Genomic DNA, 11891 nt, shown 5'->3' on the forward strand with positions numbered 1-11891 from the left:
GTCCTGATATTTCATATCCGAAATACCTCGGCCAGCGCCCACACGAATTACTTGGTTAACTTTTTAAAGAGCGTTTGAGCCGTGGCTCAATCAAGGAGGCGTATTCTACATCGTTTCGCCACCTTGTCAACCGTTTGTTTTTCTCTGTTTTCCGTCTCCGGAAATCGCCGAAAAACACATCGGCTTACTGCTTAATCGAGGCGTGCATTCTACACTGAACCGCCTGACTGTCAACCGCTTTCCGAAGAAATTTAAAACCAGATTTCTTCAGTACTTTCAAACAGTTGCTATCTTTGGGAAGTCGCCGTAAATGGCTTGTCCCTCAGAAGTGGTGCGCATTCTACAGACGTCAGGAAAACTGTCAACGAGGTTTTTCAATTAATTGTCAGCGGTTTCGGTTTCCACCTACGCAATCGATCAGCCACTGACCAACCTGCCCAAAAAACACCCGAAAATCACCCTCTGACAAACGGAATCATTTGCCTGGAGCCAGCCCGCTTCCAGCGCACCGCGAGAAGAACCAGGATTACCAGGCCGTAAAACACCATTTCCCCCACATCGCTGCGAGCCTGCCAGATAAAATGCACCCAGGCGACAAATACCGTCGGATAAACCAGTTTGTGCAGTTGCTTCCAGTTCTTGCCCAGTCGCCGCATCATTCCCTTGGTTGATGTCAGCGCAAGAGGGATCATCATCAGGAAGGACAAGGCACCCATCACTATATAGGGCCGCTTGGTAAAGGTTGCCCACAAGTCAGTCCAGCCCAGAATAAACTGGAGAAAAGCCAGAACGTGAAGCGTCGCGTAAAAGAACGCGAACAGCCCCAGCATCCGCCGAATCCGGATCCAGCCAACCCACCCCGTCCAGCGTTTGAGCGGCGTCATACATAACGTAGCTATAAGCAGCTGAAATGCAGCAAGCCCCAGAGACTCCGTCACTTCCTGACCAGGGTCCGGCCCGAGAGATTGCACTGCAATACCGGACACCAGAAACAAAAGGGGCACACTGGCACATAAGGCAGCCAGGAGCCGGAAAGCCAGGAGGAATCGGGGATGCCCAAGCCAACGTGAAGCCAACATCTAATAGAACTTCCGGAGATCCATGCCTTTATAGAGATGGGCGACCTGCTCGCCATAACCGTTAAATTTGGCAGTTTCCATCCAGTTGGGAGAAAGCAGGCCTGACGGAAGCCGCCTTTCCTTCTTCTGGCTCCACCTGGGATGATCCACTTCGGGGTTAACATTGGCGTAAAAACCGTATTCCTGTGGGGCGATCATCTCCCAGGTTGTTTTTGGCCTCTCCTCCTCGAACCGGATCTTCACAATGGACTTGATGCTTTTAAAACCATACTTCCAGGGGACAACCAGTCGAATGGGCGCGCCATTCTGTTTCGGGAGGGTCTTTCCATAAAGGCCGACAGCCAGAAAGCTCAGCTCATTCATGGCCTCGTCCATCCGCAACCCTTCCTGGTAAGGCCAGTCGATTGTACTGAAGAGGGAGCGCTGCCCGCGCATCTGATCCGGATCATACAGAGTTTCGAAGTACACATACTTGGCGCGGGAGGTGGGCTGCAACCGCTTGAGGATGTCCGCCAGCGGCACACCAATCCAGGGTATGACCATCGACCAGGCCTCGACGCAGCGAAGACGGTAAACGCGCTCCTGGTAATTATGGGGCTTTAACAGATCCTCCAGGGCGTACTCACCCGGCTGCTCGCACTCTCCTTCAACAACCACTGACCAGGGATCGACAGACAGTTCGTCAGCATACCTAGCCGGATCCCCCTTACCCGTTCCGAACTCGTAGAAGTTATTGTATTGAGCGACATCCTTAAAGGGCGTCTTTTCTTCGCCTGTGGAATAGTCGGGCATCGGGACGAAGTTCAGCGACTCACCCTGGACAGGTAACTCGGCGGCAGACAGGAGTCCTGGCATCGAGAGCCCGGCCGCCACCGCAACGGTGCCAGACATGAACCGTCTTCGATTCAGATAAACCGGTTCGGGTGTAATCTCGGAATCAGGCAAAGCCCAGGTTGGGCGCTTCTTGATAAACATATTCAGTCTCCACTGGAGCGTCAGCCGTGTGAGGCGTTGACCGGAGACCGAGGTGGGAATTCCCCGGGCTTTCCCTTGAAAGCCCGGGAAGTCGAACTTTAGTCGTCAGCACCTTCTGCTTTTCGGGGTTTTCCACGAAACAGGGCGCGAACGGGGCCGGACAACGCGTATATCAGGAACCCGGTAAAGAGTACGGTGGCAGGATCAAGCGCGATCACCACAAGAATTAGCACTACCAAAAGAATAGCCGCAAACGGGACCCGGCCACGGAGATCCAGATCCTTGAAGCTACGAAAAAGAATATTGCTGACCATCATCAAACCAGCGCCTCCAACTACTACAATCGTCAGAAACGTGAGCCAGGCCGAAGGCTCGAACAGATGGAAACACCAGACAAGCCCGGCAACACAGGCTGCCGCAGCGGGACTAGGCAAGCCAACAAAGAACTTCTTGTCGACAGAGCCGATCTGGGTATTAAAACGCGCCAGGCGCAGCGCGGCGCCAGCCACATAAATAAAGGTAATGGCCCAGCCAACCTTATCGAGCCCATTCAGCGACCAGAAAAAAGCTACCAGACCCGGGGCGACACCGAAGGCCACCATGTCGGCCAGGCTATCGTACTCTTCTCCAAACTTGCTCTGAGTGTTGGTCATCCGGGCCACGCGACCATCCAGACCATCCAGAATCATCGAAACAAAAATGGCAATCGCGGCGTTATCAAAGACGCCGTTTGCAGCGGACACAATAGCGTAAAAGCCAGAAAACAGGGAAGCTGTCGTCAGCGCATTGGGAAGAAGGTAGATACCTTTACGCCGGACCGGCGCACCTTCCACAAGTTCTTCCTCTACCACTTCTCCGGCTTCAACTTCATAGTCCGGGTTCTGCTTATCGTCGGCAGATGTTCTTTCTTCAGTCATTCCCACTACTCCGGAAAGCATTTGGGCGAAGTATATACGAAAAACGCGGCCACCCGGGCCGCGTTTTCCAAACCAGGCGAGATTCTGCTCAGTTTTTGTCCTTGTCCACAATCTTGTTCGCGGAGATCCACGGCATCATGCCACGCAGCTTCTCACCGACAATCTCGATTTCGTGAGCAGCGTTCTGGCGACGACGTGCCGTCATGGACGGGTAGTTCAGAGCACCTTCTGAGATGAACATCTTGGCGTACTCACCGCTCTGAATGCGCTTCAGTGCGTTGCGCATGGCTTCGCGGGATTGCTCGTTGATGATTTCCGGGCCTGTTACATACTCACCATACTCCGCGTTATTGGAGATGGAGTAGTTCATGTTGGCGATGCCGCCTTCGTACATGAGATCAACGATCAGCTTAAGCTCGTGCAAACACTCGAAGTACGCCATTTCCGGCTCGTAGCCGCCATCCACAAGCGTTTCGAAAGCCGCTTTAACCAGCTCTACAGTACCGCCACACAGAACGGCCTGTTCGCCGAACAGATCGGTTTCGGTCTCGTCCTTGAACGTGGTTTCAATAATGCCGGTACGACCGCCACCAATGCCGCTGGCGTAGGACAAGGCCAGGTTCTTGGCATTGCCGGAGGAGTCCTGGAATATGGCGATCAGGTCAGGGATACCACCACCACGGGTGAACTCGGTACGGACCGTGTGGCCCGGAGCCTTCGGGGCGACCATAATGACATCCAGATCCTTGCGCGGCACGATCTGGTTGTAGTGAATGGCAAAGCCGTGAGCAAAGGCCAGGGTCGCGCCCTGCTTCAAGTTGGGCTCAATTTCAGCCTGGTACAGCTGGGACTGGAACTCATCCGGGGTCAGAACCATGACAACGTCGGCCGCCGCAACGGCGGAGGGCACATCGCTGGTCTTTAGACCGTAAGCTTCCGCCTTCGCAATGGAGGAAGAGCCCGGGCGCAAACCAACGGTCACATCAACACCGGACTCCTTCAGGTTGCACGCGTGGGCGTGGCCCTGCGAACCGAAACCGATGACGGCAACTTTCTTGCCCTGGATGATGGAAAGATCACAATCCTTATCGTAATAAACCTGCATAAGAAACCTCTGTTATATGTGATGGCCGCGAAGGGCCATGATGTTCAAACTCTGTTTGAAATTGTTAAAGGCTGAGCACCTTCTCGCCCCGGGCAATACCGGATACACCGGTACGCACCACTTCTAGAACACCCGAGGTGCCAATGGCCTGGATAAAGCCATCGAGCTTTTCGCTGTCGCCGGCCAGCTGGACAGTGTAAACGGAGCTGGTCACATCCACGATCTGGCCGCGGAAGATGTCCACCGTACGCTTGATTTCAGCACGCTGGGAACCGGTGGCCTTCAGCTTCACCAGCATCAGCTCACGTTCGATGTGGGCGCCCTCGGTCAGGTCGACCAGCTTTACTACCTCGATCAGCTTGTTCAGCTGCTTGGTAATCTGCTCAATCACCTTGTCCGAACCGGTGGTTGTCACCGTCAGACGGGACAGGGTCTCGTCCTCGGTCGGCGCCACGGTAAGGCTTTCGATGTTGTAGTTACGCTGGGAAAACAGGCCGACCACCCTTGAAAGTGCACCCGGCTCGTTTTCGAGCAAAACAGAAATGATTCGACGCATGATCACACCCTCTCCGTCTTGCTGAGCCACATATCCTTCATGGCGCCACGGGCAACCTGCATCGGGTACACGTGCTCAAACCGGTCAACATAGATATCCACAAACACCAGTTTGTCCTTCATGGCCAGCACTTCCTTGAGCTTGGCTTCCAGATCTTCCTTTTTGTCGATCCGAACGCCGACGTGGCCATAGGCTTCCGCCAGCTTGATGAAGTCTGGCAGGGATTCCATGTAGGACTGGGAGTGGCGGGACTCATAGTTCATATCCTGCCACTGTTTGACCATACCCAGGGCCTGATTGTTCAGGTTGATGATCTTGACTGGCAAATTGTACTGCTTGCAGGTCGACAGCTCCTGGATGTTCATCTGGATGCTGCCTTCACCGGTGATGCAGAGGACCTCATCGTCCGGGTGGGTCAGCTTGATACCCATGGCCGCAGGCAAGCCGAAGCCCATGGTGCCCAGGCCACCGGAATTGATCCAGCGGTTGGGCTTGTCGAACTTGTAATACTGGGCCGCAAACATCTGGTGCTGGCCGACGTCGGACGTGACAAAGGCCTCGCCGTTGGTCAGGCGACACAGCATTTCAATCACTTCCTGGGGCTTGATGACATCCGGGCTGGTCTCATAGCGCATACCATGGAAAGCCCGCCACTCATCGATCTGTTTCCACCAGGAAGCAATCGCATCGGCATCCGGCTTTTCCTTGCTCTCCTTGACCAGAGACAGCATTTCCTTGAGCACCGCATCCACCGGGCCAACGATTGGCACATCCGCATCAATGGTCTTGGAGATGGAAGCCGGGTCTATATCAACGTGGATAATCCGCGCACCCGGACAGAACTTCTCGGTAGCATTGGTGACACGGTCATCAAAGCGCGCGCCCACACAGAGAATCAGATCCGAATGGTGCATGGCCATATTCGCTTCGTAGGTGCCGTGCATGCCAAGCCAGCCAAGATGCTGCTTGTCGCTGGCCGGGTAGCAGCCGATGCCCATCAGCGTGTTGGTGATCGGATAGCCCAGCATTCTGACAAGCTCGGTTATCTGATCGGACGCTTTGCCAAGCACAACCCCACCGCCTGCGTAGATGATCGGACGCTTGGCGGCCAGCATCATATCGACGGCTTTCTTGATCTGGCCCGCATGGCCGCGAATGGCCGGATTGTACGAGCGCAGCTTGACCTTCTTGGGGTAAGAGTACTCATAACGCTCGTTCGGCGTGGTCATATCCTTCGGTATATCCACGACAACCGGCCCGGGGCGACCAGTAGCAGCAATGTAATACGCCTTGCGAATAATTTCCGGAATTTCCTCGGGATGACGAACGCTGAAGTTGTGCTTCACCACGGGGCGGGAAACGCCCATCATATCGGTTTCCTGGAAGGCGTCCTCGCCAATGAGGGTTGACGCAACCTGGCCGCACAAAACCACCATAGGGATGGAGTCCATGAATGCGGTGGCAATGCCGGTGATGGTGTTGGTGGCTCCAGGACCCGAGGTCACCAGGACAGTGCCCGGTTTTCCGGTCGCCCGCGCATAACCGTCGGCCATATGGACCGCCGCCTGCTCGTGCCTTACCAGAATGTGTTTGACTTCGTCCTGCCTGAACAGCGCATCATAAATATGAAGGGCTGCACCACCCGGATAGCCGTATATGTACTCGATACCCTCGTCTTTGAGAGACCGGATCAGCATATCGGCGCCAGACAATAACTCCACGATTTTCTACCCTCTTCTACGAGTGAATGAGCCGGGATTCATCCCGGTTGCCTGGATTCACGGTGTCCATGCTTCTTTTGAAAGCGGACCCGGCTCCTCCTCCACACCTTGAAAAGAGGTTGTCTCCTGGCCAGCCGCCCTCCTGAGGGTTGCGGAGAACGGCCAACAACGGGTTGCACGTAAGCAACAACCATCCCGCGACCAATGCGCGGCGCGTTCAGTGTGGTGTTTAACGGGGGATACTCGCTCGGGATTGCCTGCCGTATTGACCCCAGTCTTCAGGCAATCGGTAATTCTGACAGCGCTAAACTCCCTGTCAATAGCCGCTGCGGGTTTCTGTGCCTATACTGGCCGCAGGTCTGCCATACTTGGCGCAATTCCAGTGCAAAGATTTGAACCAGACAGAAGAAAATCCACAGCACTGATGGCATGATAGGCCCTGATCGAAAGTAAAAAACGGGCCCGGTTTATCCAGGTTGTCTGCCTGCCCGGGAGCAGTGAACATACGCGAGTAGAACCATGAACAGAAAAATCCTGACGCTGACCTTATTGCTGGCCGTAGTACCAGGAATCGCCATGAGCGCCTCTGTCTATAAATGGACCGACGAAAACGGGGTTACCCACTTTGGTGACCGGCAGCCCACAGGCGCCAAGTCCGAACGCGTGAATGTTCGTTCCGGCACCTCCTCGAATGCTTCCGGAAACAGACAGAGCCCGCAGGAGCGACTGCAGAACATGCAGGAACAGCAGGCGGGTGAAGCGGAACAGCGCCAGGAAACGGCCGTAGAGGAAGCCCGCCGGAAACAACGGGAGGCGAATTGCGCAACAGCCCGCTCAAACCTGGACGTGATCGACCGCAACGCCCGCATCCGGGTTGAGGATAATGGCGAGCAGCGCTACCTGTCCCAGGAAGAGATCGCCGAAAAACGGACAGAATTCGAGCGGATTGCGGAAGAAAACTGCGGCCCGAAAGCACAATAGGATCAAAAAAGGGTCAGATGAAAGCTTTCATCTGACCCTTTTCATTTACGCCTTGGTGAAATCCAGATGGTGATCATTCACCGTTCCAAGAATGACATCACCGGACACGAAGTCTCCTCTTAGCAGTCGCTGGGACAGCGGGTTCTCGATCATCCGCTGGATTGCCCGCTTAAGCGGCCGGGCGCCATAAACGGGGTCGTAACCAACTTCCGCGAGCAATTCCATGGCCGCCTCGTCCAGCTCCAATTTCATATTCTGCTCTTTCAGGCGGTTGCTCAGTGTCTCGATCTGAATCTTGGCTATGCCCTGGATCTGGCTTTCCGCCAGCGGATGGAACACCACCACTTCATCCACCCGGTTAATGAACTCAGGGCGGAAGTGCGTGCCAACAACTTCCAAGACTGCGGCCTTCATGGATTCGTAGTTCTCTTCCCCGGCCTTCTGCTGAATTATGTCCGATCCGAGGTTTGAGGTCATCACGATGACAGTGTTACGGAAATCCACTGTACGACCCTGGCCATCCGTCAGGCGCCCGTCGTCCAGAACCTGCAACAGGATATTGAAAACATCCGGGTGAGCTTTTTCCACCTCATCCAGTAGCAGCACTGAATAGGGACGACGGCGAACCGCCTCGGTCAGGTAGCCGCCTTCCTCATAACCCACATACCCCGGGGGCGCACCAATCAGGCGAGCTACGGAATGCTTCTCCATGAATTCGGACATATCAATCCGCACCATGGCTTCCTCGGTGTCAAAGAGAAACGATGCCAAGGCTTTACAAAGCTCGGTTTTACCCACACCGGTCGGGCCAAGAAACAGGAATGAGCCGTTGGGCCGGTTCGGGTCGGACAACCCCGCACGGGAGCGACGCACTGCGTTGGAAACCGACTCCACGGCTTCATCCTGGCCGATGACCCGACCGTGAAGCGCTTCTTCCATGCGCATCAGCTTATCCCGCTCACCCTCAAGCATCTTGGAGACTGGAATTCCGGTCCACTTGGACACGATCTCGGCGATCTCTTCCTCTGTGACCCGGTTCCGAAGCAGCGTCATTTCCATCATCTCGGCCTGGCTGGCCATATCCAGTTGACGCTCAAGCTCCGGAATCTGTCCGTACTGAAGCTCGGACATCTTGCCAAGATCCCCTGCCCGACGGGCGTTTTCCAGATCGATCCGGGCCTGCTCCAGGCGGCTCTTGATCTTTTGGGAGCCGTGGAGAGCCGCTTTTTCCGTATTCCAGACTTCTTCCAGGTCCGCGTACTCGCGCTCCACTCCTGTGATCACATCCGACAGCTCCGACAGGCGCTTTTTCGACGCCGGGTCAGTTTCCTTTTTGAGGGCCTCCCGCTCAATTTTCAGCTGAATCAAGCGCCGTTCAAGGCGATCCAGGGGCTCAGGCTTGGAATCCATTTCCATGCGAATCTGGGAAGCTGCTTCGTCAACCAGATCAATGGCCTTGTCCGGCAGCTGCCGGTCAGCAATGTAGCGGTGAGACAGTTTTGCGGCGGCAATAATGGCGCTATCAGTGACTTCAACACCGTGATGCACCTCGTAGCGCTCTTTCAGCCCCCGCAGTATTGCGATGGTGTCTTCCTCACTGGGCTCATTCACCAGTACCTTCTGGAACCGGCGCTCAAGCGCCGCGTCTTTCTCGATGTTCTCACGGTATTCGTTAAGGGTGGTGGCGCCCACGCAATGCAGCTCGCCCCTTGCCAAGGCAGGCTTGAGCATATTACCAGCGTCCATGGAGCCTTCGGCCTTACCGGCACCCACCACGGTGTGAATTTCGTCAATAAACAGGATGATCTGCCCTTCCTGTTTGGACAGCTCATTCAGCACAGCTTTTAACCGCTCTTCAAATTCGCCCCGGAATTTGGCACCGGCAATCAGCGAGCCCATATCCAGGGACAGGACTTTCTTGTCCTTGAGACCATCGGGCACCTCGCCATTAACGATGCGCTGGGCCAAACCCTCCACAATGGCGGTCTTACCCACGCCGGGCTCACCAATCAATACCGGGTTGTTCTTGCGGCGACGCTGCAGCACCTGAATTGTGCGGCGGATCTCATCATCACGGCCAATTACCGGATCCAGTTTGCCCGCTTCAGCACGCTCGGTCAGGTCGATGGTGTACTTGGACAACGCCTGGCGATTTTCTTCCGCGCCGGCATCGTTTACGGCTTCCCCGCCACGAACCTCGTTGATGGCCTTCTCCAGGGCAGCCTTGTCGACGCCCTGCTCTCGAAGGACCCGGCCCAGGGTTCCGCGGTCTTCCAGCGCCGCCAGCAACATCAGCTCACTGGAGATGAACTGGTCCTTGCGTTTCTGGGCCAGTTTGTCAGCAATATTGAACAGGCGCCCCATATCATTGGACATCGAGACATCACCCGCCGATCCCTGTACTTCCGGCAGGTTCTCAATTTCACGGGCAATCGCCTGGCGAACGCGTCCGGGCTCAGCACCCGCCTGTTTCAGTAGCGGCTTGATGGCGCTGCTGTCCTGGTCGAGGAGCGCCTGCATCAGGTGCACCGGTTCGATAAAGTTATGATCCTTGCCCACAGCCAGCGATTGGGCGTCCGCTAGAGCGGTTTGAAGCCGACTGGTCAGCTTGTCGATTCTCATGGTTTCAGTTCCCCGATTCGTCTTGCGAATGCTCTGGCGAGCCATGGTGGCTCAGTCAACACTCGAATTGCTTTGACCTTAAATGTAGGGGCAGACTGAGGGACTTCAAGCAGGCTAGCCAACAAACTGTCAGGAATTTGACGAGAGTCAGTCGGGGGACCGGTTGGCACAATTTCAGAGACGAACGATCAGCTCAGCCAGACCAGCGTTGCCATCCGACCGGTCTGGCGATCACGGCGGTAAGAGTAAAAGCGGGCGGCGTCCGTCACTGTGCAGAAGCCTCCTCCGTGTACCGCGTTTACGCCAGCGTTCTGAAGTCTCTGATAGGCCAATTGATAGATGTCGGCCATGAAATGACCAGGCCGCGCGCCGGCTTCCGCAAAGGCACTGCTGGCTCTCGGATCAACCGCCAGAAAAGCATCCCGCACTTCCGGGCCGACCTCAAACTGCCCAGGGCCAATCGCCGGGCCCATCCAGGCCAGCAGTTCCTCTGGCTGGACCGCCATGGCCTCGACCAGGTTTTCCAGAACCCCACCACACAAACTTCGCCAGCCCGCATGTGCGGCGCCTACAACCCGGCCATTCCGATCGGCCAGGATAACCGGCAGGCAGTCCGCCGTCAGAATAACGCAGGCGATGCCCAACTCCCGAGTAAAGCTGGCGTCGGCTTCGGGCAGGCGGTTGAGATTCCCGCGGGCGACTTCCACGACCCGGGTGCCATGAATCTGGCTTAACCAGGCAAGACTTCCCGGCCCCAACCCTGCTTGCCGCGCTAATTGCGATCGGTTTTCAAGAACATCGCCGCGCCTGTCCCCAACGTGATCACCCAGATTCAGGGAATCCCAGGGGGGCAGGCTTACGCCACCAATCCGGGTCGTACAGAATGCCCTGACACCGGCCTGTACCGGCCAGATCGGTTCAATCAAAGGCAACTCAGAATTCATTGCTTTGCATGTCTTTCACATGCTTTCTGAGTGCTGCCAGCAATTGCACCATATCCTCCGGCAGGGGCACTTCCCAACTCAGGATTTCTCCGGTCTGCGGGTGCTCCAGCGTAAGTTTCTGGGCATGGAGTGCCTGGCGGTTGAATGCTGAGAGTGCACCGCGCAATTCTTCGGTTGTTCCTTTGGGGAGCCGCAGGCGGCCACCATACATCGGATCACCAACCAGCGGGTGTTTGACATGGGCCATGTGTACCCTGATCTGGTGAGTACGGCCGCTTTCAAGTTTGCACCGGATAAGCGTGTGGGCGGCAAAGCGCTCGACCAGGCGATAATGGGTAACCGCAGGCTTGCCCGAAGCAACCACTGCCATTTTTTTGCGCTCCTGGGGGTGCCTGCCGATAGGCGCATCCACCGTTGAACCACCGGTCAGTGTGCCAACAACGACCGCTTCGTATTCCCGCCCCATGGTTCGGGTTTGCAACTGGTCCACCAGAGAGGTGTGGGCAATCAGACTGCGGGCAACAACCATGATGCCCGAGGTATCTTTATCGAGCCGATGCACGATACCTGCCCTGGGAAGGTTCTCCACCTCGGGGGCATAATTCAGTAGCGCATTGACCAGAGTGCCATCCGCGTGGCCGGCTGCGGGATGCACCACGAGTCCGGCGGGCTTGTTGATGACCAGAAGATGCTCGTCCTGGTAGACGATATCCAGGGAGATTTCCTCGGCCTGCCAGCTGACCTGAGCTTCCGGCTCGGCATCCAGCTCCAGGCGATCATCCAGCATCACCTTATCCCGAGGCTTTCGCGTCTCGCCATTCACGGTCAAGGCACCGCTTTTTATCCATGATTGCAGCCGCGAACGGGAGTGCTCGGGCATCAGCTCTGCCGCTGCCTGATCCAGGCGCCGGTCACTCAACGCCGGTGGTACAACAAAGCTGGCGACAATTCGATTTTCAGATGACATTAAGCCCCCAGGGCCTGTGTGTGT

10 protein-coding genes are annotated in these 11891 nt (G+C 56.0%); 1 reads left to right on the plus strand and 9 read right to left on the minus strand.

What is annotated here, in order from left to right; all coding sequences use genetic code 11:
* Nucleotides 1–455: 455 nt before the first annotated feature.
* The 6 genes from ACN0XM_RS17870 to ACN0XM_RS17895 form a co-directional block, all read right to left on the minus strand.
* Entirely contained in the window at nt 456–1079 is a 624-nt protein-coding gene (locus ACN0XM_RS17870) for a sulfite oxidase heme-binding subunit YedZ (protein WP_417568298.1), read from the minus strand.
* Nucleotides 1080–2054, minus strand: coding sequence for a protein-methionine-sulfoxide reductase catalytic subunit MsrP (gene msrP / locus ACN0XM_RS17875; protein ID WP_417568299.1), 975 nt, complete (start codon nt 2052–2054; stop codon nt 1080–1082).
* A 98-nt stretch (nt 2055–2152) separates the two neighbouring features.
* Nucleotides 2153–2971 carry a CDP-diacylglycerol--serine O-phosphatidyltransferase gene (gene pssA, locus ACN0XM_RS17880; protein WP_417568300.1) on the minus strand — a complete coding sequence of 273 codons (819 nt, stop codon included), beginning with the start codon at nt 2969–2971 and terminating at the stop codon, nt 2153–2155.
* Between the two features lie 88 nt (nt 2972–3059).
* Nucleotides 3060–4076, minus strand: coding sequence for a ketol-acid reductoisomerase (ilvC, locus tag ACN0XM_RS17885; protein ID WP_099619866.1), 1017 nt, complete (start codon nt 4074–4076; stop codon nt 3060–3062).
* A gap of 64 nt (nt 4077–4140) precedes the next feature.
* Nucleotides 4141–4632 (minus strand): acetolactate synthase small subunit, encoded by a 492-nt coding sequence (gene ilvN, locus ACN0XM_RS17890; protein WP_048497877.1) that lies wholly within the window; start codon nt 4630–4632, stop codon nt 4141–4143.
* 2 nt (nt 4633–4634) lie between these two features.
* Complete coding sequence (locus ACN0XM_RS17895) at nt 4635–6353, minus strand: acetolactate synthase 3 large subunit (protein WP_417568301.1); 1719 nt, start codon at nt 6351–6353, stop codon at nt 4635–4637.
* A gap of 519 nt (nt 6354–6872) precedes the next feature.
* On the opposite strand from ACN0XM_RS17895, the gene ACN0XM_RS17900 reads away from it, so the two are divergent.
* Complete coding sequence (locus tag ACN0XM_RS17900) at nt 6873–7334, plus strand: DUF4124 domain-containing protein (protein WP_417568302.1); 462 nt, start codon at nt 6873–6875, stop codon at nt 7332–7334.
* 45 nt (nt 7335–7379) lie between these two features.
* On the opposite strand, the gene clpB is transcribed toward ACN0XM_RS17900, so the two are convergent.
* The 3 genes from clpB to rluD form a co-directional block, all read right to left on the minus strand.
* Complete coding sequence (gene clpB / locus ACN0XM_RS17905; RefSeq protein WP_417568414.1) at nt 7380–9956, minus strand: ATP-dependent chaperone ClpB; 2577 nt, start codon at nt 9954–9956, stop codon at nt 7380–7382.
* Nucleotides 9957–10144: 188 nt separating this feature from the next.
* Nucleotides 10145–10900 (minus strand): peptidoglycan editing factor PgeF, encoded by a 756-nt coding sequence (gene pgeF, locus ACN0XM_RS17910; protein ID WP_417568303.1) that lies wholly within the window; start codon nt 10898–10900, stop codon nt 10145–10147.
* Nucleotides 10890–11867: a 23S rRNA pseudouridine(1911/1915/1917) synthase RluD gene (gene rluD / locus ACN0XM_RS17915; protein ID WP_417568304.1), complete on the minus strand. Its 978-nt coding sequence runs from the start codon at nt 11865–11867 to the stop codon at nt 10890–10892. The genes pgeF and rluD overlap by 11 nt, the downstream gene beginning before the upstream one ends.
* Nucleotides 11868–11891: the final 24 nt, after the last annotated feature.

It is taken from the genome of Marinobacter sp. (genome assembly GCF_048269445.1).
Taxonomy (GTDB): domain Bacteria; phylum Pseudomonadota; class Gammaproteobacteria; order Pseudomonadales; family Oleiphilaceae; genus Marinobacter.

Bases quoted from the DNA above. Each gene is read 5' to 3' on its own strand.
- ACN0XM_RS17870 (WP_417568298.1), bottom strand. From the start codon at position 1,079: ATGTTGGCTTCACGTTGGCTTGGGCATCCCCGATTCCTCCTGGCTTTC.
- msrP (WP_417568299.1), bottom strand. From the start codon at position 2,054: ATGTTTATCAAGAAGCGCCCAACCTGGGCTTTGCCTGATTCCGAGATT.
- pssA (WP_417568300.1), bottom strand. From the start codon at position 2,971: ATGACTGAAGAAAGAACATCTGCCGACGATAAGCAGAACCCGGACTAT.
- ilvC (WP_099619866.1), bottom strand. From the start codon at position 4,076: ATGCAGGTTTATTACGATAAGGATTGTGATCTTTCCATCATCCAGGGC.
- ilvN (WP_048497877.1), bottom strand. From the start codon at position 4,632: ATGCGTCGAATCATTTCTGTTTTGCTCGAAAACGAGCCGGGTGCACTT.
- ACN0XM_RS17900 (WP_417568302.1), top strand. From the start codon at position 6,873: ATGAACAGAAAAATCCTGACGCTGACCTTATTGCTGGCCGTAGTACCA.
- clpB (WP_417568414.1), bottom strand. From the start codon at position 9,956: ATGAGAATCGACAAGCTGACCAGTCGGCTTCAAACCGCTCTAGCGGAC.
- pgeF (WP_417568303.1), bottom strand. From the start codon at position 10,900: ATGAATTCTGAGTTGCCTTTGATTGAACCGATCTGGCCGGTACAGGCC.
- rluD (WP_417568304.1), bottom strand. From the start codon at position 11,867: ATGTCATCTGAAAATCGAATTGTCGCCAGCTTTGTTGTACCACCGGCG.